The sequence below is a fragment of the Citrobacter sp. LJND-P06 genome (assembly GCF_058188415.1).
In genome coordinates, this window is record NZ_CP187317.1 from 2,860,897 (window position 1) to 2,882,806 (window position 21,910).

The following is a 21,910-nucleotide window of genomic DNA, read 5'->3' on the forward strand; positions in this document are numbered from 1 at the left end:
AATATTTTTGATGATAATATCATTAATATAAATACTTCATTCTGCATATGTCGCTGATATTTATCATTTCCATGGCTCACTCACAATCAAATAACACTGAATTCTTTCATTGCAGCGGTATAGGCATTAAGTGGTAAAATAGGACGGTAATTATTCAGCAACTTTATTTATTGCCTCAGGTTATTGCATTACTGCAAACACGATTATTTTTATTTCCGTACTTTTATTTAAGGGTGTTTATGATCCATATAGAAAAAGTCATGGATAAACATGACCTCAATGCCTTCATCTCTTTCCCTTCTTCGCTCTATCACGCTGACCCTTGTTGGGTTCCACCCTTATTCCTTGAACGCGCCGAGCATCTGTCAGAGAAAAACCCGGGTTCTGAGCATATCAAATGGCAAGCATGGGTTGCTAAAAAGGAAGGAATCGTGGTGGGCAGAATTACCGCTCAGGTGGATAGTTTGCATCGCCGATTGTATGGTAAAGATACGGGCCATTTTGGCATGATCGACGCCATTGACGACCCTGAAGTGTTCAGTGCTTTATTTACCGCCGCCGAAGCGTGGCTGAAGTCCTCGGGGGCGCGAAAAATCAGCGGCCCTTTTAGCCTGAATATTAACCAGGAAAGCGGCTTACTGATCGAGGGTTTCGACACACCACCCTGCGTGTTAATGCCACATGGTAAGCCGTATTATGCTCTCAATATCGAGCAACAAGGATACACAAAAGGGACAGATCTCTTAGCCTACCGAATGCGCTGTACGGACCTCTCTTTCTCTTCGTCGCTGACCCAACTTATGGATCAGGCCCGCAAAAAGGTCACTATCCGCTGTATCAGCCGCAAGCGGTTTGCTGAAGAGATGCAGATTCTACGGGAAATTTTTAACTCCGGATGGCAACACAATTGGGGATTTGTCCCCTTCACGGAACACGAATTCGCTACCATGGGCGAGCAACTGAAGTTTCTCGTTCCGGACGATATGATTTATATCGCTGAAATAGATTCAACGCCGTGCGCGTTTATCGTTGGCATGCCCAATATCAATGAAGCCATCGCCGATCTCAACGGTCGTTTGTTCCCGTTTGGCTGGGCCAAACTACTCTGGCGCCTGAAAGTGAGCGGCATACGTACTGCGCGAGTACCGCTAATGGGTGTTCGTCAAGAATATCAGTTTAGCCGCATTGGCCCGGTCATTGCCTTGCTGTTAATCGAAGCGTTACGCGCCCCCTTTGCGAAGCATCGCATTGATGCGGTGGAGATGTCGTGGATTCTGGAGTCGAATACCGGGATGCGAACGATCCTTGAACGGGTTGGCGGGGTTCCTTATAAGCACTATCGCTTATACGAAAAACAACTCTGACATCGACATTTTACGACTGGCTTCAGGGGATACACGCTGGCGGATTTTTCACGAAAGCAAACACCTGTCGTAAACAGGGGCATGACATTGTCCCCTGACTTTTTTCCCAAAATAAATGACAGCCTCACACTAAATACCACTTTATAGGTACAGGGTGGCGCAAAACGTTATTTCTCTGCGCCACGAACCATTATCAGGATATAAATCAATTTTCGCCGTTGGATCCCGCCGTAGCATAGTAGCATTATGGATGCACGTTTTGGGAAAATGAGCGGTCATGAGCGAAACGAAGAGAACACGCTGGCAACGCCGTCAGGGAACAATAGGCGGGAAATTACCCTGGAATGACTGGCGAAATGCCCTGACCTGGCGTAAAGCCACACAATATCTGCTGTTGGCCATCAATATTTATATCGGTTTTAGTTTCTATTTCTGGGTCCGTTTTTATGAAACGGGCGGTGCCAGTGTGTTTATTCCCAGGCCCGGCGGGATTGAAGGATGGCTGCCTATCGCCGGGTTGATGAATGCCAGATACACCGTGGAAACCGGTTTTCTCCCCCCTATTCACGCCGCGTCCATGCTACTTCTGGCGGCGTTCATACTGATAAGTCTGTTACTTAAAAAAGCATTCTGCTCCTGGCTGTGCCCCGTGGGTACGCTATCGGAACTGCTTGGCAGTCTGGGGATGAAATGCGTTGGGCGTCATTTTACGCTCCCCCGCTGGCTGGATATTCCGTTACGCGGATTGAAATATGTGCTGTTAAGTTTTTTTCTGTATATCGCGCTTTCAATACCGGCCCAGGGAATTCAGCTCTTTCTCATGTCGCCCTACGGGATAATTATCGATGTTAAAATGCTCAATTTTTTCCGTCACATCGGTACGACGACGCTAGTTTGTGTGATCATTTTCGCCATCGCCAGTCTGTTTATTCGTAATGTCTGGTGTCGATATTTGTGCCCCTATGGGGCGTTACTTGGCCTTTTTTCTCTGCTTTCTCCGTTTAAAATCCGCCGTAATGCCAGCAGTTGTATTGATTGTGGGAAATGCGCCAAAAATTGCCCCTCCCAAATACCGGTAGACCGGTTAATCCAGGTGAGAACGCTTGAATGTACTGCCTGTATGACATGCGTTGAATCCTGCCCGGTCGCATCAACACTGGTTTTTTCAGGACGTACCCCTCCCGGAACACAACCCGTTCCACGTCAGAAAACGCGGTGGCCGAATGGTCTTTCGGGGGCCATCATGGCCGCACTGGTACTGGGGATCGTATTTTCCGCAGTCGGCATCGCCATGCTGGCAGGTGTCTGGGAGAGTCCCGTTCCCGACCATCTCTATTTCCGGCTTATTCCGCAAGCAAACATGATTGGGCATTAATTGAACGAAGCAGGCGGTACGCCATGATAAATCATAACCCCTGCACCGGGGGTTATCCTCGCTGGCGGGAATTTTAGGGTTATCGATGCTATACTTACGGGCACTTGCGGGTGGGTTAAAAAAGGGAAGTTACCAGCTTGTTTCCGAATAAATATATCAGCGCCGTCATCATCATCATTGCCTGTACGACATCGATTTTTTTTGCCCTCTTCGCTCATGAATACCGTAGCCTTCAACGCTACATGGGATACATTGCTGAAAACGGAAAGTCTGCATTATTCCATGAGGAGTTCATAAACCAGGATATTGCATTTCGTCTATCGAGAGCATTTTCATCCACCGCGTCTGCGTCAGTAAATGAAACGGCTGGGATGGCTGACGTATGCAAACATGTCGAATCAGAGAACACGATTTTCGGTTTAAATCTGGTGGGTAAAACCCTGCCCGCTCTGGAGGGTACGTTACAAACTCACAATCCCTCGTGCGCACAATGGGGTCATGACGTTTCCGCGCTGCCCATTATTCAACATGCAAACACAATAATTTCGTCACAGTACAGTTTTTCGAACTACAACGGATATGTGTTCAAAAACATGCGGTACTATATTGATCTTGCACATAATTACATTTATATCAATCAGTTAGTTGATACCCGGCACTATAAATTCAGTAACTGGCTGGTTGCCGATGATGACAGCATCAATATTGTTCGTAGCGCCCACACCATCAATATTGACGCCGCGGCATTAAATGATTTGATGCAGGGTGAAAACATCGTTTCGCATATTTATCATGATGGCTATACAAAGAAAAATATCATCAGCATGCTGACTCCGGTGTTCCGGCACAATATTGTGAAAGGAATCTTGATTACCGATATCAACATTAATGATCTGGCAACCTCGTTCCATACCCTTGATCGCCCTCTGCTGTGGAAATTTTTATCGCTTTACGTCACTGACAATACCACCCGAGACCATATCATTTTCCATAGCCCGTATATTAAAACGGCAGACGCCATTAATTATGAAGAGCCGATAACGCAGTATTACACTCTGCATATTAAGCTCGATGCGCTTTATCTTATCCTTAGCAATATGTGGTTAGTCGTACTTTATCTATTCAGTACCTGGCTGCTCTGCCGTTATGCTAAACAACAGTTTATACGTCACATGTCACTGTCTCACGACAATGTGACCGATGCGATGACCGGTCTCTACAATCGCAAAATCATGAACGTCAGTCTTGAGCAAAAAATCCGTACTCTGCTGCAGAAAAAAATTGCCATCACGGTCATTTCAATCGACAGCGATGGGTTGAAAAAAATCAACGACACCCTGGGACATCATATGGGTGACAAAGCCATTCAATCTCTGGGCATGGCAATAGCACAATCCATTCGTAAAAGTGACTACGGTATACGACTGGGCGGGGACGAATTCAGCCTGATTTTGATCGATTATACGCTGGCGAAATCCTGGGATGTCATTGCCCGAATTCAGGAAAACCTGACCACACTGGATGAAGACAAACTCGTGGCTTTCTCCTATGGCTGCTATCAACTGCATCCTGATGACACGCTGGAAACCGCACTGTTAAAAGCCGACGATTTGCTGTATCAGCATAAACGGAATAAATACGGTATTCAGGAGCCGGGTAAGCGCTGAGAGCGTGATAATGGCACTTTCGGGCGGCGCGCCTGACATCGCCGCCCTGTGGTTCAGACGGGATTACATCTCTGATTGATTGCGGTGCTGTTCGAAATAGTTTCTCGCCTTATCGTCCGCGTCTTTAAAGGCGGCAGGCGTTAAATTCTGCTTTGCGCTCTCCATAGCAGTCCGCGCATCAGAATTTTCATTGGCGACAGCCACCGCAGACCAGATATAGGCTTGTGCATAATCCTGCTTCACCCCTTTCCCTTCCAGATACATGCTTCCCAGCAGACCCTGAGCCCTTGCATTCCCCTTCCTGGCGGCTTTATCAAACCACTCAACGGCCTTTTTATCGTCCTGGGCGACACCGTTACCGTCTAAGTACATCATCCCAAGATCCGTCTGAGAGCCCGTGTCTCCCTGCTCTGCGGCCTTGCTAAACCACGCCAGCGCTTTCTTATTGTCCTGAGCGGTTCCCTCTCCCTTTAAATACATTGAGCCGAGCATGCCCTGCGCCAGCATATCGCCCTGGGGAGCAGCCTGGTTAAACAACGTAAACGCTTTCTGGTGATCCTGAGCAACACCGACGTCCTCACCGAGGTAATACATAACGCCCAACATGCTCTGGCCCAGTGCATCACCGTGCCCGGCGGCTTGCGTCAACAGCTCAAGCGCTTTTTTATGATCCATACCCACGCCATCACCCTCAAAGTACTTTCTGCCGAGTAATGCCTGCGCCTTAGCATCTCCCTGCCCAGCCGCTTTACTCAATGCCTTGAGGGTGTTGTAGCCCTCTAACAGCGCTTTATTGCCTTCAAGAAAATGCTTCGCATCGGGATTTCCTTGTTCAACCGCCCGGTTAAGCCACGCTATCGCAAGATAGTTTCCCCGCCCGGCTGCCTGACTAAGCCACTCAACCGCTTTCTTGTTTCCCTGTTCGGCGTCTTTGTCGAACCACTCAATGACCTTACCGTCATACCACCGCGCTCCCTCACCATCGAAGTACATCAATGCGAGGAAATAGCGCGCATCGGCATTTCCCTGTTCCGCAGCCTGGGTCAGCCAATCAACGGCTTGCTTGTCGTCCTGCTTTACGCCCTGACCTTCAAAGTACATGATGCCAAGGTAGTACTGTGCATCAACCTTCCCCTGCTCAGCCGCTTTGCTAAACCACTCGGCCGCTTTCTTGTCATCCTTCTGCCCCTCCTTTCCCTCGTAATACATCAGTGCAAGAAGGTGCTGCGCATCTGCGTTTCCCTGTTCCGCCGACTTAATAAGCCACTCGCGGCCTTTGCTGATATTTTGCGGTATCTCTTTACCCTTTAAGTAAAGGGCCGCAAGTACGAGCTGTGCCTCCGCATTCCCTTCCTCTGCCCCTTGCCGTAAGCCAGCCACCGACTCTTTTTTCCACTCTTTTGCGTGTCCCTGCGATGCGCCTGCGCCCCATAATAAGCCGATGAAAGTTAAGGCGAAGAGAGGTCGAATGTTCATATAACGTAATCCATGTTAAGAAAAATGCACATAATGGAGATGGCATACTAACAATCCAACCCGTTTGGCCAATGGTTGTGATCTGTATCAGAACTAACGTAACGTTTTTACGTAGTTTGCCTCTCTTTTATCCGTTTTGTTACTCCACTTTACCTCTCCATCCCCCCTCATCGGGCTGACTCGCCGTGTGGGTAGTAGATGAGAATTATCCCATCTAATCTTGACTTTTTTCTGTGTCATTTCACCTATAATTTATGAGGTGATTATGTTTAATCACTCATAAGCTAGGAGGATGTAATGATGAAAAATTTACTTCACTTTTCAATAGCTGTGATCCTGATAGCTCTTCCGATAACGACCTTTGCTGTTGATTCTCATACCAATGGGAACTCTGCCAGTCACATGAGCGGCACCCTCACTGCAAAGGGAAACAGTGTTGAAGAAGTTGAAAACACCCTTAAATGGGAAGCAATGAACAGTGATGCATCAGCATATACGATGACTACTGAGAGTAATGATGCTGGGCAGGTCTACGGCAAAGCAACCCTCTATAAATAAATTTTGATCAACAGGAAGAATGTATCATCTGAAAAATTAACGACTCCCTCAATAGAGTCGCTATACACAGATAAAATTAAGCCCCGTATTAGTGAGGCTGATTGCGTTACACCTTAAACCGGTGCGTGGTGGTGCGCGCACCTTGCGCCATTTCTTGCCTGATGGCTTCACGCTTGCGCTCGGCGGCCAGTTTTTGTTGACCACTACAGCAATGTCTGATTACGAGGGAAGTAGCAAAGAAAAGCAGATGTTTAGCGGACACAAGACAGAAAGTCAGATCGTCACATATGACAGAAAGGTGAAGATATCACCAACTTTAAATGCTCCTCCAATGGAGCAGGATAACTAATTAAGTTTGTAACACAGAGAGCGAATCAAACCCGCAAATGCGGGTTCTGCGATTTTAGCTTTAGGTTATCGGGGTTGCACCGCTGACTGAATTGACCACTAACCCCATGATGGCGGTTGATACAGTGTCAAAAAATGATAAAACCATGATGTGTATATTTTTATTCATATGCTTCTCCTTTTCCTCAATATTCGTTAGCGCTAAATGGTTTTTGATGTAATAAAAAACATAAAGAACTGTGAGGACGAGTAGCCAAAAGAGACAGGTAGGTACGCTACCAACTAACCCTGGCTGCGCTAGCCTAAAGCAAAAAAATCATACCCTAAAGAGGGTTAAAGCGACGGCTGAACTGGAAAATATACCAAGTGAATATACCAACACTTTACCAACAGCCCAAAGCAATAAGGGGTTACCTTTCGGTAACCCCTTATTTAATTTGGCGGAAGCGTAGAGATTCGAACTCTAGAACCCTTTCGGGTCGCCGGTTTTCAAGACCGGTGCCTTCAACCGCTCGGCCACGCTTCCAATGAGGCGCACTATAAACATCCCGGACGGGCCTGTAAAGCACCAAAACGTTCGTTTGCCTGAAAAACAGTCAAAATGCTGTTAATAGCCTGAAATAACAACAAATTGACTATTTATTCATCGCAAAACCATCACTGTTTTATGATGTACATATCTTTGCTGTAGTAATTTCCCAGGCTGTCAGAGACGAATCCACCTACCCACGGCTTCACCAGATGGGTGCGAACGTAGTGATAAACCGGGATTGCGGGTACGTCCTGCCCCAGCATGTCTTCAGCCTGCTGATAATATTTACCTCGCTCCGCGACCGTTGCGGCTTTCGCAGCATTACGTAATGCCTCGTCATACGCCGGATTACTGTACTTGCTCGTGTTTTCACTGTCGCCAGTACGGTAAGTATTCAGGAAACTTGCCGCATCATCGTAATCCGCTATCCAGGCATAACGAACCGCATCGAAATTACCGGTGTGCATGGTATCGAGCATCGTTTTCCACTCCTGGTTCTGTAATTTCGCCTCTACGCCGAGGTTCTTCTTCCACATCGAGCTCGCCGCAATGGCAATGCGTTGATGCGTTTCCGAGGTGTTATAAAGCAAATTGAACGAAAGCGGATGCTGCGGACCAAATCCCGCGTCGGCTAGCAGTTTTTTCGCCTCTGCGATACGTTTGTCCCGTGGCCAGGAGGCATAGTCAGGCGCACGCAGCGTCACGCCGCCAATTTCAGGCTGGCTAATGACCCAGGCTTCGCGTTGTCCCTGCCCCATGACTTTCTGCGCGATAATGTCCTTATCCAGCGCCATATTTAGCGCACGACGTACCCGCGGATCATTGAACGGCGCACGGGTGGTATTGAACTGATAGTAATAGGTAGACAGTTGTGGCGCGACGCGTAGCTCATCGCCCATTGTTTTCTTCAGTTGCGCGAACTGGTTCACCGGCACGGTATAGACAATATCTATCTCTCCCGCTTTGTAGCGGTTAACGTCCGCCGCCTCAGAGCTAATAGGCAGCCAGGTGACTTTATTGATAACCGTATGTTGGTCATCCCAGTAGCGAGGGTTGCGCACCGTCACAATCCGTTCGTTCACCACCCATTGCGAGAGCGTGTACGGTCCGCTGCTGACAAAATGTTCGGGTTTTGTCCACTTATCGCCAAAACGACCTATCAGGACTTTATCCAGCGGCACCAGTGATGGATGGGCCAGCATTGCGAGAAAGGCGGCAGTTGGCTGCGTTAGCGTGATTTCCAGCGTTCTGTCATTGACGGCTTTGACCCCCAGCGTATCAGGCGCTTTGTTGCCTTGCGCAATCTCTGCGGCGTTCAGCACATGCATATTCCCCAGATAGGTCGCATAAGGAGAGGCCGTTTTGGGCGAAACTAAACGCTGCCAGCTCCAGACGATATCTTGTGCCGTGATAGCCGAGCCATCAGACCAGGTGATCCCAGGGCGTAAATGGAACGTCCAGACCGTATTGGCTTTATTTTCCCAGGATACGGCAAGTCGTGGTTCTATCGCCCCTTCTGGAGTGACGGCGACCAGTCCATCGAACATATCGCTGATTAAACCGAACTCGACATTGCTTTCAACTTTATGCGGGTCCAGTGATGCCGGTTCGCTACCGTTGTTTCTGACCAGCTCCTGTTTTTCTGCCAATACCGTTCCGGCCGGAATATTCGCTGCCCATGCCGCACTGGTTATCGACGTCAGACTGACGGCCAACAGCGTAAACGTAAACACCCTCGGGTTGAGTTGAGTCATTCCCTTTACCTTATTGATCTGTTGATGAGGACATCACCACTCATAATGGGCGCCATGTAATAAAGCAATAATTTTCAGTTACCTATACGACGTCGATCTCCCTGCGATGTATAATCGGTGTGTTAAACTGGTTTACCTGATTTTTCTGAAATAAAATGCTTAACCCGTTCGAGAAAAACTGCGTAAAGATGGGTAAAACCGCTGTGTCATTGCCAGCGATTTCTTTATCCTCCGTCATTAATTACATCTGTCATAAGAGAGTGACTCATGGATCGTATAATTACTTCTTCGCGCGACCGTACATCGCTACTCAGCACGCATAAAGTGCTGAGAAATACCTATTTTCTGCTGAGCCTGACTCTGGCGTTTTCAGCGATCACCGCCACGGCAAGCACCGTATTAATGCTGCCGTCTCCGGGTCTGATTCTGACGCTGGTGGGTATGTATGGTCTGATGTTCCTGACCTATAAAACAGCGAACAAACCGACCGGTATCCTCGCCGCTTTCGCATTTACCGGCTTCATGGGCTACATTCTCGGCCCGATGCTGAACGCTTATCTGTCTGCAGGTATGGGCGATGTGATCGCGATGGCGTTGGGTGGAACCGCACTGGTCTTTTTCTGCTGCTCCGCCTACGTTCTGACAACGCGCAAAGACATGTCTTTCCTCGGCGGTATGCTGATGGCGGGTGTGGTTGTCGTACTGATTGGTATGGTGGCGAACATCTTCCTGCAACTGCCAGCGCTGCATCTTGCGATTAGCGCGGTGTTTATCCTGATCTCTTCCGGTGCCATCCTGTTTGAGACCAGCAACATTATCCGTGGCGGCGAGACTAACTACATCCGTGCAACGGTTAGCCTGTACGTTTCGCTCTACAACATCTTTGTCAGCCTGCTGAGCATTCTGGGTTTCGCCAGCCGCGACTAAGAGACAACATGTGTCATCCTGCCCCGCTTATGCGGGGCTTTTTTTTTTGATAAACTGGCGACCGTTTTACTCACGCTATGAAGAATTATGTTGATCTTTGAAGGGAAAGAAATCGATACCGATAGCGAAGGCTATCTGAAAGAGACGGCGCAATGGAGCGAGCCTCTGGCCGTTGTCATTGCGCAAAACGAAGGCATCACCCTCTCGGCGGAACACTGGGAAGTGGTTCGCTTTGTCCGTGATTTTTACCTGGAATTCAATACGTCGCCCGCGATCCGTATGCTGGTAAAAGCCATGGCAAATAAACTGGGTGAGGAGAAAGGTAACAGTCGCTACCTGTATCGCCTGTTCCCGAAAGGCCCGGCTAAACAGGCCACGAAAATTGCAGGCCTGCCCAAGCCGGTGAAGTGTATTTAATAGCGAATACTAAAGCCTTTTAATTCGTCGCCAGAGCGATGCGGTTCGCTGAGAACCCGGTCAACTCTGGCGCTCCTTGGCCCCCCTTCCTTCAGCCACTTAAGCAGTTTTTCAACCTGCTCCGCTTCGCCGCAGGCCACGACTTCTACACTGCCGTCATCCAGATTTTTCGCGTAGCCGGTTAATCCCAGTCGTTGCGCTTCATGCTGCGTGCTATAGCGAAATCCAACACCCTGCACGCGACCGTGCACCCAGGCGATTATGCAGATTTTTGACATTGCTGTGCTCCTTATCATCGCGGGGCGCGTTGCAAATACTCGCAAAACTCAGGACAATGGCGCCCATTTCTTTGATTCGACAGAATAGTAAATTATGAGTGTACGTTTAGTGTTAGCCAAAGGGCGCGAAAAATCTTTACTTCGTCGCCATCCGTGGGTCTTTTCCGGTGCGGTCGCTCGCATGGAAGGCAAAGCCAACCTCGGTGAAACCATTGATATTGTTGACCATCAGGGCAAATGGTTAGCACGCGGCGCGTATTCGCCTGCGTCGCAGATTCGTGCGCGCGTCTGGACATTCGACAAAACGGAATCCATCGACATCGCTTTCTTCACTCGCCGTCTGCAACAAGCGCAGCAGTGGCGTGAGTGGCTGGCGAAGAAAGACGGGCTGGACAGCTATCGGCTGATTGCCGGGGAGTCTGACGGTCTGCCCGGCGTGACTATCGACCGTTTCGGCAACTTCCTTGTGCTGCAACTGTTGAGCGCTGGCGCAGAGTATCAGCGCGCCGCCCTGATCAGCGCATTGCAGACACTGTATCCCGAATGCGCCATTTATGATCGCAGCGATGTTGCAGTGCGTAAAAAAGAAGGCATGGAGTTAACCCAGGGGCCTGTGACAGGCGAACTGCCTCCTGCCCTGCTTCCCATTGAAGAACACGGTATGAAGCTGCTGGTGGATATTCAGGGCGGGCATAAAACCGGTTACTACCTTGATCAACGTGACAGCCGCCTGGCGACGCGTCGCTATGTCGAAAACAAACGCGTTCTCAACTGCTTCTCCTATACCGGTGGGTTCGCAGTATCGGCGTTGATGGGCGGATGTCACCAGGTCGTGAGTGTCGACACCTCTCAGGAGGCGCTGGACATTGCGAAACAAAACGTTGAACTGAACAAGCTGGATCTCAGCAAAGCCGAGTTTGTGCGTGATGATGTTTTCAAACTGCTGCGCACCTACCGCGATCGTGGCGAGAGATTTGACGTGATCGTGATGGATCCGCCGAAATTTGTCGAAAATAAAAGTCAGTTGATGGGCGCATGCCGCGGCTATAAAGACATCAATATGCTGGCAATCCAGTTGCTGAACCCCGGCGGCGTGTTGCTGACATTCTCCTGTTCCGGGTTGATGACAACCGATTTATTTCAGAAAATCATCGCCGATGCCGCAATAGATGCTGGTCGTGATATACAATTTATAGAGCAGTTCCGTCAGGCTGCCGATCATCCGGTGATCGCTACCTACCCGGAAGGGCTGTATCTGAAAGGGTTTGCCTGTCGCGTCATGTAACTTGAAAAGTGGAATTTTACCCTCAAATAGAGAGTATTAATTTCCCGGGAGGTGACTATGATTGCCAGCAAATTCGGTATTGGCCAGCAGGTCCGCCATTCCCTGTTAGGTTATCTCGGAGTGGTCGTGGATATCGACCCGGTCTATTCGCTCGAGGAACCGTCACCAGATGAGTTGGCGGTTAACGACGAACTTCGCGCTGCTCCCTGGTATCACGTGGTGATGGAAGACGATAATGGTCAGGCTGTTCATACGTATCTGGCTGAAGCGCAGTTAAGTAGCGAAACGCAGGACGAACATCCTGAGCAGCCTTCAATGGATGAACTGGCCCGCACGATTCGTAAACAACTCCAGGCACCACGCCTTCGCAATTGATTTTAGTCCGTGCCCGATAGCGCTTCGCTTATCGGGCCTACGCGTCTTATCCGGCCAGGAACCGTGGGCCGGATAAGCAACGCGCCATCCGGCAACCGCACAGATTTACTTTGCCAGCCCCAGACGCGGAATTTCAATCGCCGGGCAACGATCCATCACGACAGTCAGACCCGCATCTCGCGCCAGTACCGCTGCCTGCTCATTAATCACGCCCAACTGCATCCACAGCGTTTTCGCGCCGATAGCAATCGCCTCCTGCGCGACGCCCCACGCGGCTTCTGAATTGCGGAAAACATCCACCATATCGACTTTTTCCGGCACATCGGCCAGCGTCGCGTAGCCTTTCTGCCCTAACAGCGTCGTCCCGGCAACCTTGGGGGACACAGGAATAACGTGATAGCCCTGATCGAGCAGATATTTCATCACCCGATAGCTCGGGCGATCGGGTTTATCACTCGCCCCCACCAGCGCGATAGTTCGGGTGGACGTCAAAATGCCAGCAATATCGGTCTCTTTCATCATCTTTCTCCAGGCTGTTTTGCAAAGTGTACGACAAACCCGACGTCCCAACCATTCGCCCCATACGAATGTATGAGAGCAAAAGTTAAAAATATGTCTATATGTTAGTAAAGATGATTACAGAAAAATTTTGATACATTATTCATTATGCGGTCTTTGGACAGGAGAACCCTATGAAAGCCGGCATTGTGACAACCTTCATTGCATTGATTTTGCCGGCCACCGTTTTCGCCACTACATTACGCCTCTCCAGTGATGTTGATCTTCTTGTTTTAGATGGTAAAAAAGTCTCCAGTTCGCTGTTACGGGGAGCCGACAGTATTGAGCTGGATAATGGTCCACATCAGTTGGTTTTTCGTGTAGAGAAGACCATTCGCCTCTCCAGCCATGAAGAGCGGCTCTATATCTCACCCCCTCTGGTGGTGAGCTTCGATACTCAGCTTATTGGCCAGGTCAATTTTCATTTGCCGCGGCTGGAGAACGAGCGTGAAACAGCGCATTTCGATAACGCGCCACGCCTTGAACTTCTCGATGGCGACGCCATGCCAATCCCTGTAAAACTTGATATTCTGGCCATCACGTCAACGGCCAAAGTCATTGATTATGAACTTGAAACTGAACGCTATAATAAAGCGTCTAAACACGCCTCTCTGCCACAGTTTGCCACAATGATGGCCGATGACAGCACCCTGCTTTCGGGGATCTCAGAGCTGGATGCCATTCCACCGCAATCCCAGACGCTCACCGAGCAACGACTCAAATACTGGTTTAAACAGGCCGATCCGCAAACCCGGACTAACTTCCTGAAATGGGCAGAAAAACAGCCATCCTCATAGCGTTTTGACAACTGTCCGCATTTTTTACGTCTTTCTCTTGCAGCGTCAAGTGCTTCCAGTACTCTGTAGCAAGGTTAACTACGGAATTGAACTATGGAACTGACGACTCGCACTTTGCCGGCGCGCAAACACATTGCGCTGGTTGCACACGATCACTGCAAACAGATGTTGATGAACTGGGTTGAACGCCACCAGCCGTTGCTGGAAAAGCACGAACTTTACGCGACGGGTACAACGGGAAACTTAATTCAACGCGCGACAGGCATGGACGTGACCGCCATGCTGAGCGGCCCGATGGGCGGCGACCAGCAAGTTGGCGCACTGATTTCTGAAGGGAAAATTGATGTCCTGATTTTCTTTTGGGATCCGCTCAATGCGGTGCCGCACGATCCGGATGTCAAAGCGCTGCTGCGTCTGGCAACCGTGTGGAATATCCCGGTTGCCACCAACGTTTCTACCGCCGATTTTATTATCCAGTCGTCAAATTTCAGCGATGAAGTGGATATTTTGATCCCGGATTATGAGCGCTACCTGGCCGAACGCCTCAAGGCATAAGCCTACAGGCGGCGTTTGCCGCCTGTTTCTCAGGGTTTCCTCGCGACCGGCACATCCAGATGCTTCAGATCGTCGACAAAACAAGACGGATTTTCTTTATTAAATAAAATCCACACGCGATGCCGGGCACGCGTCAACGCCACATACAGCAATCTTCGCTCCTCTGCATTCGGGAAATCTTCTCCCTGTGGCAGCAAAGCCTCTTCCATGATTGACTCTCGCGCCGGTGCCGGAAAACCATCGCTTCCCTCCTGCAACCCAACGATGATCGCATAGTCTGCCTGCTGGCCTTTACTGGCATGAATGGTCATAAAATCCAGCTGTAGTTTTGGCCAGCGCGTCGCGGCCTTTTCCAGACAGGCGGGTTTCAAATGATGGTAGCGCGCCAGCACCAGAATTCGCTCATCCTCTTTTGCATAGCCAGAAAGCTTATCCAGCAAGGCATCCAACTGACTTTCCTCCAGCAGCGTAACCGCCTTCTTATCCCCTGCCGTCAGACTGTTGAGCGGTTTTGCTAGTTGGTGTGGATTCTGTTGGATAAACCGGTTAGCAATTTCACCGATCCGGCTGTTGAAGCGATAGGTCGTATCAAGATCGCACCGATCGCCCTCGCCAAACGTTTGATGAAACGCCGTCGTGAGCGAAAGCTGCGCCCCACTGAAACGATAAATGGCCTGCCAGTCATCCCCGACGGCAAACAAGGTGCTGTGAGGGTTTTGCCGACGTAACGCGGCCAGCAATGCCGCGCGTTGCGGGGAGATATCCTGAAACTCGTCAACCAGAATATGCTTCCACGGGCTAATAAAGCGCCCTTTTTCAAGGGTAATAATTGCCTGATGAATAAGCCCGGAGAAATCGACAGCGCTTTCCTCTTTCAGCGCGCTTTTCCACGCTTTCAGTAGCGGCGCCATCAATTTGATGCGTTTGCCGAACAGATCGCGGATCTCTTCCGGTGCGCTGGCGATCATCTCGGCCTGTGTGCCGCCATGCATCCGCATCAGACTCACCCAACGATCCAGTCGCGGTGCCAGTCGACGCCGCAGCTTTGCATCATCCCAGAAATTGCCTTCCGGCACCGTCCACTGCATTTCGTCTTCCAGCCATTGCCGCCAGCCTTTTGCCTGCGCCTTTTTCTCACTGCACTGCTGTCGCCACGCCGAAATAAAGAGCTGATGCCTCGCGTCAGTGTCGTTTTCAAGTTTACTGACTGTGGGGACTTTTTTGCTCCCCTGCTGGATGATGTGCAGCGCAAGCGCATGGAACGTGCGTGCAGTGACCTCTTCAGTATGTAACCGCTCGCGAATACGCTGATCCATCTCTTCGGCCGCTTTACGGCCAAAAGCCAGCAGCAGAATTTGTTCAGCCGACGCCTCTCCTCGGGTCAAAAGCCAACCGGCACGCGCGACCAACACCGACGTTTTACCACTGCCCGCCCCGGCAAGAACCAACAGCGAATGCTCGCCGTTGACGACCGCTCTGGCCTGCGCGGGATTCAACGGGGACGATTCTATCTGTTCGAAAAACGCCGCATGTTTTGTCAGCATGGCATCGGTATAAGCCTGATTATGCGCCAGCCGACAGCCTTCGATATCTTTTAGCCATGCCAGGCACTTACGCCAGGTATCGCGACAATTTTCAAAGGATTCTAGCCGGTTGACAGGCAACGGCAGCGCCGCAAACGCGTGACGAATTTGCTGCTGAATTCCTGACGTTTGCTCACGGGTCAACCATCTGTTTTCCCCCGTACTCTGTGCAATGAGGTCTAACTGTTCCTGCAACACCTGCGCAGCAACGTCACTCATCTCCTGGCTCCAGCGTTGCCAGTGCGCCTCCAGATGATGGTGAAACCGTTGCGTTTCGATCCATTCTGTACCGTGCAAGCGCACCACTTTATCATCCGGCAGGACGAACTCCAGTTCTCCCCACACCAGGCCGCGTTTGCAATGGATAGCCAGTAACTGATTGAATGGAATAAGATATTCATGGCGATCGCCAGAGACTTTGATACCGGCATTAAGAATAACAGCCCGATCGTAAGGGTGTTGCGCCAGCCGTTTTCCAAGAGAAGTTGCTTTCAGTTCCATGACTCAGTGGATCCACACGAGAGGTTTACTTCTCAGTGTAACCGCCAGAGAAAACGTGCTCCAGCCCAAAAAAACGTTACAATTGCCTTGAATCATAGAAAACCAGATTTGACCGAGGCTTTATGCGTACCGTTCTGAATATCCTAAATTTTGTGTTGGGGGGTTTTGCGACCACCCTGGCCTGGTTACTGGCGACGCTCGTCAGTATCGTTTTGATTTTTACATTACCCCTGACGCGCTCGTGCTGGGAAATAACCAAACTCTCTCTGTTTCCCTACGGCAACGAAGCGATTCATGTGGATGAACTTAACCCGGCGGGCAAAAATGCGCTGATGAATACGGGCGGTACGTTACTCAATGTATTCTGGCTGATTCTGTTCGGCTGGTGGTTATGCCTGATGCATATTGCCGCCGGTATTGCCCAGTGCATTACGATAATCGGGATCCCTGTCGGCATTGCGAACTTCAAAATTGCCGCCATCGCACTCTGGCCGGTTGGCCGCCGCGTGGTCACTGTTGAAACCGCTCAGGCTGCGCGCGAAGCAAATGCGCGTCGCCGTTTTGAATGATCAGGACTGATGGCCTTTATGTTGAGTCCCTTGCTTAGGCGGTACACCTGGAATAGTACCTGGTTATATTATGTGCGTATTTTTATCGCGCTGTGCGGCACAACGGCCCTGCCCTGGTGGCTGGGCGATGTGAAACTAACCATACCGCTAACGCTGGGTATGGTGGCCGCTGCGTTGACCGATCTGGATGATCGCCTTGCAGGACGTCTGCGCAATCTGATAATCACCCTGATCTGTTTTTTCATCGCCTCCGCCTCCGTGGAATTGTTGTTTCCATGGCCCTGGCTTTTCGCTATTGGTCTGACGTTATCGACCAGCGGATTTATTTTGCTCGGCGGCCTTGGGCAGCGCTACGCGACCATTGCTTTTGGCGCATTGCTGATCGCCATCTACACCATGCTGGGCGCATCGCTGTACGAACAGTGGTATCAACAACCATTGCTCCTGCTGGCTGGGGCAGTATGGTACAACCTGCTTACGCTGACCGGGCATCTGTTATTCCCTATTCGCCCACTGCAGGATAATCTGGCGCGCAGCTATGAGCAGCTCGCGCATTATCTGGAATTAAAATCCCGGTTATATGATCCGGATATTGAAGATGAGAGTCAGGCGCCTTTGTACGATTTAGCGCTGGCCAACGGGCAACTGATGGCAACGCTAAACCAGACTAAAATCTCTCTGCTCACTCGTCTGCGTGGCGACCGTGGGCAACGCGGTACGCGCCGGACGTTGCACTACTATTTTGTTGCCCAGGATATTCATGAACGGGCCAGCTCATCGCATATCCAGTATCAAACGTTACGCGATCATTTCCGCCACAGCGACGTGATGTTCCGCTTTCAGCGTCTGATGTCGATGCAAGGGCAAGCCTGTATGCATCTGTCGCGCTGTCTTTTATTGCGCACGCCATACCAGCATGATCCGCATTTTGAACGAGCGTTCACCCACCTTGACGCGGCGCTCGAACGCATGCGGGCCGGCGGCGCTTCAGCAGACTTACTGAAAACGCTGGGATTTTTACTCGCAAACTTACGCGCAATAGATGCACAACTGGCCACGATTGAATCTGAGCAGGCGCAGGCGATGCCTCGCAATGAATCAGAGAATCTGCTGGCAGACGATAGTCCGCACGGATTCAGCGATACCTGGCTACGGTTGAGCCGCAATTTCACGCCAGATTCCGCCCTGTTTCGTCACGCAGTAAGAATGTCGTTAGTTCTCTGCCTGGGTTATGCCTTGATCCAAATTACCGGAATGGATCACGGTTACTGGATCCTGCTTACCAGCCTGTTCGTGTGCCAGCCAAACTATAACGCCACCCGACATCGTCTGGCGTTGAGGATTATCGGCACGTTGGTGGGTGTCGCCATTGGCTTGCCGATATTGTGGTTCGTTCCCTCCCTCGAAGGGCAATTGATCCTTCTGGTGATTACAGGCGTGCTGTTTTTCGCATTTCGCAATGTGCAGTATGCCCACGCCACGATCTTCATTACCTTGCTGGTGTTGCTGTGCTTTAACTTGCTGGGAGAAGGTTTTGAGGTCGCTCTCCCGCGCGTCATTGATACGCTCATTGGCTGTGCCATCGCGTGGGCCGCCGTCAGCTTCATCTGGCCTGACTGGCGTTTTCGCAATCTTCCACGAGTTCTGGAACGCGCGACGGATGCAAACTGCCGCTACCTGGATGCAATCCTCGAACAATATCACCAGGGGCGTGATAACCGACTGACCTACCGTATTGCCCGCCGGGATGCACACAATCGCGATGCAGAACTGGCATCGGTGGTGTCCAATATGTCGAGCGAGCCCGATGTCACCGCAGAAACACGTGAGGCCGCGTTTCGGTTACTTTGCCTCAACCATACTTTTACCAGCTACATTTCTGCGTTAGGCGCTCACCGTGAGCAGTTAACCAATCAGGAGGTTCTGACCCTGCTGGACGATGCGGTGTGCTATGTCGATGATGCGCTTCATCATCAACCCGCAGACGAACAACGGGTACATCAGGCGCTGGAGGGGCTAAAACAGCGGATTCAGCATCTGGAACCGCTCCCGGACAGCAAAGAACCGCTTGTCGTACAGCAGATTGGCTTGCTGATAGCGCTGCTCCCCGAGATCGGACGTCTGCAACGACAAATTACGCAATTGCCGTCTAAGACCCCTGTTCTGTCGTAAGAGACTGAACCCAGTCTGCAAGCTCCTGGCGGCGCACCGCCGGGAGCGCGGCTTCATGTACCCGGAGAATCGCCCCTTCCAGGGAATAGAGAACTTTCACCGTCAGGGAGTTATTAAGGTGACGAAGCCTCAACCAGCTCATTTTCGCCCCCAGATTGCGTAATGTGCTCTCATCTTTAATCCCCGCTTCGTTCAGGAGGATCTCCAGATGAAAGGTCATATTGGGTAAATCCTTCAGACGATGATGCGAAAATCGGGAATGTTTTTCCTTTACCGCCGCATCCAGTGAATACTGTGACAAACGCACCAGTTGTTGCTGGTCGCACCACAAGCTTTCATCCACCCGATAATAGTGAAGTATGACCTGACGTCCGCGCTTCATAAACGTCAGCCAGACAGGTGGATGTTTCACACAGTACTGTACGCTTTGCTCGCAGGCACGAAGGTATAACTCACCATTCGCAACCATCGCAAAGACAGTATCCCCAATACTCAAACTGTAACTACCAAACAGCGAGCGGTAGCCAATCGAGCCCAGTGAAGCCAGGTATTCTTGAGATTTATAGATTCGACTATAAGAATGTGTTCTCATAAAAATCCTTTTAAATCATAAGCTAAATAAATAAATTGTAGTAACAGCTCCGTTAATGACGAAAATAGGCAACTTATTCTAAAGGGGCAAGATGAATTTTGTTTTTACGCCGACGACGAATAAAAATTGCGAGTCTGTTTCCGAAAATAAGGTTGATCTTTATGGGTCACAGGGTTACTGTATATCCATACAGTAACTCACAGGGCTGGATTGATTATGTACACATCAGGTTATGCAAATCGTTCTTCGGCGCTCTCTTCCACTTCCGGTCGAATTGCGCGTGTCTCTTCGGAGAACTCCACCGCAGGGCTTATCAGTGAAGTGGTCTACCGCGAAGACCAGCCTATGATGACCCAATTGCTCCTTCTGCCCCTTCTGCAACAATTAGGGCAGCAATCGCGCTGGCAACTCTGGCTGACGCCACAGCAAAAACTCAGCCGGGAATGGGTACAGTCAGCAGGACTTCCCCTCACCAAGGTGATGCAAATAAACCAGCTTTCGCCGTGCCATACTTTAGAATCAATGATTCGGGCATTGCGCACAGGAAATTACAGTGTCGTGATCGGTTGGTTGTCGGATGAATTGACAGAAGAAGAGCATACGCAACTGGTAAAAGCTGCCGATGAGGGGAATGCAATGGGATTTATTATGCGTCCGGTGCAAGCCCACTCCTTAGCCCCGAGACAGCATTCCGGACTAAAAATTCACTCTAATTTGTATCATTAAGTAAAATTCGGAATTATCCTGGATTTTTTTTTCATGCTTTGCCGCCGTATTGAAGCCTAAGGCTTTTTTGGTGCGAACGCTTGCCAGAAGCGGTTTCAGCGATTTTTACTGCTCAATTTCTCATCTCTAAATGTTAAATAATGTGTATACAAGCCTTTTTTTTTCATATGCCTGACGGAGTTCACACTTGTAAGTTTTCCACTACGTTGTAGACTTTACATCGCCAGGGGTGTTCGGCCTAAGCCGCAGATTCGGTAGAGTAACTATTGAGCAGGTCCCCCGGTGAAGGATTTAACCGTGTTATCTCGTTGGAGATATTCATGGCATATTTTGGATGATAACGAGGCGCAAAAAATGAAAAAGACAGCTATCGCGATTGCAGTGGCACTGGCTGGTTTCGCTACCGTAGCGCAGGCCGCTCCGAAAGATAACACCTGGTATACCGGTGCTAAACTGGGCTGGTCTCAGTTCCATGACATTGGCAACAACCAAATCAACAACAACGGTTCAACTGAAGAAAGCCAGCTGGGCGCAGGCGCGTTCGGTGGTTATCAGGTTAACCCGTACGTTGGTTTCGAAATGGGTTATGACTGGTTAGGTCGTATGCCGTACAAAGGCAACACTCAGACCGGCGCCTTCAAAGCTCAGGGCGTTCAGCTGACCGCTAAACTGGGTTACCCAATCACTGACGATCTGGACATCTATACTCGTCTGGGTGGTATGGTTTGGCGTGCAGACGCTAAAAACAACACCGGCTTCAAAGACCACGACACTGGCGTATCCCCAGTATTCGCAGGTGGTGTTGAGTACGCAATTACTCCTGAAATCGCTACCCGTCTGGAATACCAGTGGACCAACAACATCGGTGACGCTAACACCGTTGGTGGTCGTCCGGACAACGGCCTGCTGAGCGTAGGTGTTTCTTACCGCTTCGGCCAGGGTGAACCGGCTCCAGTTGTAGCTCCGGCTCCGGCTCCGGCTCCAGAAGTACAGACCAAACACTTCACTCTGAAGTCTGACGTTCTGTTCAACTTCAACAAAGCAACTCTGAAACCAGAAGGCCAGCAGGCTCTGGATCAGATGTACAGCCAGCTGAGCAACCTGGATCCGAAAGACGGTTCCGTTGTTGTTCTGGGCTTCACTGACCGCATCGGTTCTGACGCTTACAACCAGGGTCTGTCCGAGAAACGTGCTCAGTCCGTTGTTGATTACCTGATCTCTAAAGGTATTCCTTCTGACAAAATCTCTGCACGTGGCATGGGCGAATCCAACCCGGTTACTGGCAACACCTGTGACAACGTGAAAGCTCGCGCTGCACTGATCGACTGCCTGGCTCCGGATCGTCGTGTTGAGATCGAAGTTAAAGGTATCAAAGACGTTGTAACTCAGCCTCAGGCTTAAGTTTCCGTCTAATAAAAAACCCCGCTTTGCGGGGTTTTTTTTCGCCATTCCATCGTTCTCAGACTACTGTTCTCAGCGACTGTTCCCAGAACATGCGGGC

The 21,910-nt window shown here is 50.2% G+C and carries 20 protein-coding genes, 1 tRNA gene and 1 pseudogene; 15 read left to right on the plus strand and 7 right to left on the minus strand.

Translation table 11 applies throughout. The features are described 5' to 3' along the window. Positions 1–239 precede the first annotated feature (239 nt). The 3 genes from ACO7SM_RS13760 to dgcJ all read left to right on the plus strand — a co-directional run bounded on the left by ACO7SM_RS13760 (position 240) and on the right by dgcJ (position 4,406). Positions 240–1,364 (plus strand): N-acetyltransferase, encoded by a 1,125-nt coding sequence (locus tag ACO7SM_RS13760; protein ID WP_490468005.1) that lies wholly within the window; start codon positions 240–242, stop codon positions 1,362–1,364. A 277-nt stretch (positions 1,365–1,641) separates the two neighbouring features. Further along, positions 1,642–2,739, plus strand: coding sequence for a 4Fe-4S binding protein (locus tag ACO7SM_RS13765; protein ID WP_490468006.1), 1,098 nt, complete (start codon positions 1,642–1,644; stop codon positions 2,737–2,739). A 137-nt stretch (positions 2,740–2,876) separates the two neighbouring features. Beyond that, positions 2,877–4,406 (plus strand): diguanylate cyclase DgcJ, encoded by a 1,530-nt coding sequence (gene dgcJ, locus ACO7SM_RS13770; protein WP_490468007.1) that lies wholly within the window; start codon positions 2,877–2,879, stop codon positions 4,404–4,406. Positions 4,407–4,469: 63 nt separating this feature from the next. Here the strand turns inward: dgcJ and ACO7SM_RS13775 are convergent, their stop codons facing one another. Beyond that, on the minus strand, positions 4,470–5,882 hold the full coding sequence (locus ACO7SM_RS13775) for a tetratricopeptide repeat protein (RefSeq protein ID WP_490468008.1): 1,413 nt from the start codon (positions 5,880–5,882) through the stop codon (positions 4,470–4,472). Positions 5,883–6,179: 297 nt separating this feature from the next. Here ACO7SM_RS13775 and ACO7SM_RS13780 point away from each other — a divergent pair, with 297 nt between their 5' ends. Then, positions 6,180–6,440 carry a hypothetical protein gene (locus ACO7SM_RS13780; protein ID WP_490468009.1) on the plus strand — a complete coding sequence of 87 codons (261 nt, stop codon included), beginning with the start codon at positions 6,180–6,182 and terminating at the stop codon, positions 6,438–6,440. A gap of 211 nt (positions 6,441–6,651) precedes the next feature. Further along, a pseudogene (locus tag ACO7SM_RS13785) lies at positions 6,652–6,789 on the plus strand (tyrosine-type recombinase/integrase); the annotation flags it as partial. Positions 6,790–7,226: 437 nt separating this feature from the next. Here the strand turns inward: ACO7SM_RS13785 and ACO7SM_RS13790 are convergent. Together ACO7SM_RS13790 and ACO7SM_RS13795 are read right to left on the minus strand one after the other, a co-directional pair. Next, a tRNA-Ser gene (locus tag ACO7SM_RS13790) sits at positions 7,227–7,314 on the minus strand. 131 nt (positions 7,315–7,445) lie between these two features. Next, complete coding sequence (locus ACO7SM_RS13795; protein ID WP_490468010.1) at positions 7,446–9,074, minus strand: ABC transporter substrate-binding protein; 1,629 nt, start codon at positions 9,072–9,074, stop codon at positions 7,446–7,448. A 267-nt stretch (positions 9,075–9,341) separates the two neighbouring features. Here ACO7SM_RS13795 and yccA point away from each other — a divergent pair, with 267 nt between their 5' ends. Beyond that, the gene (yccA, locus tag ACO7SM_RS13800) at positions 9,342–10,001 is read left to right on the plus strand and encodes an FtsH protease modulator YccA (protein WP_490468011.1); all 660 of its coding nucleotides are present in this window, start codon (positions 9,342–9,344) and stop codon (positions 9,999–10,001) included. 87 nt (positions 10,002–10,088) lie between these two features. Then, a complete protein-coding gene (gene tusE, locus ACO7SM_RS13805) occupies positions 10,089–10,418 on the plus strand; it encodes a sulfurtransferase TusE (RefSeq protein WP_162382777.1) in 330 nt (109 codons plus the stop codon). Here tusE and yccX read toward each other — a convergent pair. After that, positions 10,415–10,696, minus strand: coding sequence for an acylphosphatase (gene yccX, locus ACO7SM_RS13810; protein WP_490468012.1), 282 nt, complete (start codon positions 10,694–10,696; stop codon positions 10,415–10,417). The two genes, tusE and yccX, sit on opposite strands and share 4 nt — an antisense overlap. Before the next feature lie 94 nt (positions 10,697–10,790). Between yccX and rlmI the strand changes: the two genes are divergently transcribed. Both rlmI and hspQ read left to right on the plus strand, forming a co-directional pair. Then, entirely contained in the window at positions 10,791–11,981 is a 1,191-nt protein-coding gene (gene rlmI, locus ACO7SM_RS13815; RefSeq protein WP_490468013.1) for a 23S rRNA (cytosine(1962)-C(5))-methyltransferase RlmI, read from the plus strand. A gap of 57 nt (positions 11,982–12,038) precedes the next feature. After that, the gene (hspQ, locus tag ACO7SM_RS13820) at positions 12,039–12,356 is read left to right on the plus strand and encodes a heat shock protein HspQ (protein ID WP_490468014.1); all 318 of its coding nucleotides are present in this window, start codon (positions 12,039–12,041) and stop codon (positions 12,354–12,356) included. A 105-nt stretch (positions 12,357–12,461) separates the two neighbouring features. Here the strand turns inward: hspQ and ACO7SM_RS13825 are convergent, their stop codons facing one another. Continuing rightward, positions 12,462–12,875 carry a CoA-binding protein gene (locus tag ACO7SM_RS13825; protein ID WP_192614325.1) on the minus strand — a complete coding sequence of 138 codons (414 nt, stop codon included), beginning with the start codon at positions 12,873–12,875 and terminating at the stop codon, positions 12,462–12,464. Between the two features lie 173 nt (positions 12,876–13,048). Between ACO7SM_RS13825 and csgI the strand changes: the two genes are divergently transcribed. Together csgI and mgsA are read left to right on the plus strand one after the other, a co-directional pair. After that, positions 13,049–13,711 carry a curli synthesis inhibitor gene (gene csgI / locus ACO7SM_RS13830; RefSeq protein ID WP_490468015.1) on the plus strand — a complete coding sequence of 221 codons (663 nt, stop codon included), beginning with the start codon at positions 13,049–13,051 and terminating at the stop codon, positions 13,709–13,711. 93 nt (positions 13,712–13,804) lie between these two features. Continuing rightward, entirely contained in the window at positions 13,805–14,266 is a 462-nt protein-coding gene (gene mgsA / locus ACO7SM_RS13835) for a methylglyoxal synthase (protein WP_490468016.1), read from the plus strand. Between the two features lie 29 nt (positions 14,267–14,295). On the opposite strand, the gene helD is transcribed toward mgsA, so the two are convergent. Beyond that, positions 14,296–16,350, minus strand: a complete 2,055-nt coding sequence (helD, locus tag ACO7SM_RS13840; RefSeq protein WP_490468017.1) for a DNA helicase IV — start codon at positions 16,348–16,350, stop codon at positions 14,296–14,298. Positions 16,351–16,472: 122 nt separating this feature from the next. Here helD and ACO7SM_RS13845 point away from each other — a divergent pair, with 122 nt between their 5' ends. Together ACO7SM_RS13845 and yccS are read left to right on the plus strand one after the other, a co-directional pair. Then, positions 16,473–16,919, plus strand: a complete 447-nt coding sequence (locus ACO7SM_RS13845; protein WP_276292182.1) for a YccF domain-containing protein — start codon at positions 16,473–16,475, stop codon at positions 16,917–16,919. An 18-nt stretch (positions 16,920–16,937) separates the two neighbouring features. Continuing rightward, positions 16,938–19,091: a YccS family putative transporter gene (gene yccS, locus ACO7SM_RS13850; RefSeq protein ID WP_490468018.1), complete on the plus strand. Its 2,154-nt coding sequence runs from the start codon at positions 16,938–16,940 to the stop codon at positions 19,089–19,091. Here the strand turns inward: yccS and ACO7SM_RS13855 are convergent. Further along, positions 19,069–19,683, minus strand: coding sequence for a TfoX/Sxy family DNA transformation protein (locus ACO7SM_RS13855; RefSeq protein WP_490468019.1), 615 nt, complete (start codon positions 19,681–19,683; stop codon positions 19,069–19,071). The two genes, yccS and ACO7SM_RS13855, sit on opposite strands and share 23 nt — an antisense overlap. A 216-nt stretch (positions 19,684–19,899) precedes the next feature. Here ACO7SM_RS13855 and sulA point away from each other — a divergent pair, with 216 nt between their 5' ends. Together sulA and ompA are read left to right on the plus strand one after the other, a co-directional pair. Beyond that, positions 19,900–20,409, plus strand: coding sequence for an SOS-induced cell division inhibitor SulA (sulA, locus tag ACO7SM_RS13860; protein WP_490468020.1), 510 nt, complete (start codon positions 19,900–19,902; stop codon positions 20,407–20,409). A 354-nt stretch (positions 20,410–20,763) separates the two neighbouring features. Next, positions 20,764–21,810, plus strand: a complete 1,047-nt coding sequence (gene ompA, locus ACO7SM_RS13865) for a porin OmpA (protein WP_192611803.1) — start codon at positions 20,764–20,766, stop codon at positions 21,808–21,810. Positions 21,811–21,910: the final 100 nt, after the last annotated feature.

Excerpts from the sequence above, each read along its gene's own strand:
- yccA (WP_490468011.1), top strand. The coding sequence starts at position 9,342 with ATGGATCGTATAATTACTTCTTCGCGCGACCGTACATCGCTACTCAGC.
- ACO7SM_RS13855 (WP_490468019.1), bottom strand. The coding sequence starts at position 19,683 with ATGAGAACACATTCTTATAGTCGAATCTATAAATCTCAAGAATACCTG.
- ACO7SM_RS13760 (WP_490468005.1), top strand. The coding sequence starts at position 240 with ATGATCCATATAGAAAAAGTCATGGATAAACATGACCTCAATGCCTTC.
- mgsA (WP_490468016.1), top strand. The coding sequence starts at position 13,805 with ATGGAACTGACGACTCGCACTTTGCCGGCGCGCAAACACATTGCGCTG.
- rlmI (WP_490468013.1), top strand. The coding sequence starts at position 10,791 with ATGAGTGTACGTTTAGTGTTAGCCAAAGGGCGCGAAAAATCTTTACTT.
- ACO7SM_RS13795 (WP_490468010.1), bottom strand. The coding sequence starts at position 9,074 with ATGACTCAACTCAACCCGAGGGTGTTTACGTTTACGCTGTTGGCCGTC.
- csgI (WP_490468015.1), top strand. The coding sequence starts at position 13,049 with ATGAAAGCCGGCATTGTGACAACCTTCATTGCATTGATTTTGCCGGCC.
- ACO7SM_RS13780 (WP_490468009.1), top strand. The coding sequence starts at position 6,180 with ATGATGAAAAATTTACTTCACTTTTCAATAGCTGTGATCCTGATAGCT.
- hspQ (WP_490468014.1), top strand. The coding sequence starts at position 12,039 with ATGATTGCCAGCAAATTCGGTATTGGCCAGCAGGTCCGCCATTCCCTG.
- ACO7SM_RS13845 (WP_276292182.1), top strand. The coding sequence starts at position 16,473 with ATGCGTACCGTTCTGAATATCCTAAATTTTGTGTTGGGGGGTTTTGCG.
- yccX (WP_490468012.1), bottom strand. The coding sequence starts at position 10,696 with ATGTCAAAAATCTGCATAATCGCCTGGGTGCACGGTCGCGTGCAGGGT.
- yccS (WP_490468018.1), top strand. The coding sequence starts at position 16,938 with ATGTTGAGTCCCTTGCTTAGGCGGTACACCTGGAATAGTACCTGGTTA.
- sulA (WP_490468020.1), top strand. The coding sequence starts at position 19,900 with ATGTACACATCAGGTTATGCAAATCGTTCTTCGGCGCTCTCTTCCACT.
- ACO7SM_RS13825 (WP_192614325.1), bottom strand. The coding sequence starts at position 12,875 with ATGAAAGAGACCGATATTGCTGGCATTTTGACGTCCACCCGAACTATC.
- ACO7SM_RS13765 (WP_490468006.1), top strand. The coding sequence starts at position 1,642 with ATGAGCGAAACGAAGAGAACACGCTGGCAACGCCGTCAGGGAACAATA.
- tusE (WP_162382777.1), top strand. The coding sequence starts at position 10,089 with ATGTTGATCTTTGAAGGGAAAGAAATCGATACCGATAGCGAAGGCTAT.
- ompA (WP_192611803.1), top strand. The coding sequence starts at position 20,764 with ATGAAAAAGACAGCTATCGCGATTGCAGTGGCACTGGCTGGTTTCGCT.
- helD (WP_490468017.1), bottom strand. The coding sequence starts at position 16,350 with ATGGAACTGAAAGCAACTTCTCTTGGAAAACGGCTGGCGCAACACCCT.
- ACO7SM_RS13775 (WP_490468008.1), bottom strand. The coding sequence starts at position 5,882 with ATGAACATTCGACCTCTCTTCGCCTTAACTTTCATCGGCTTATTATGG.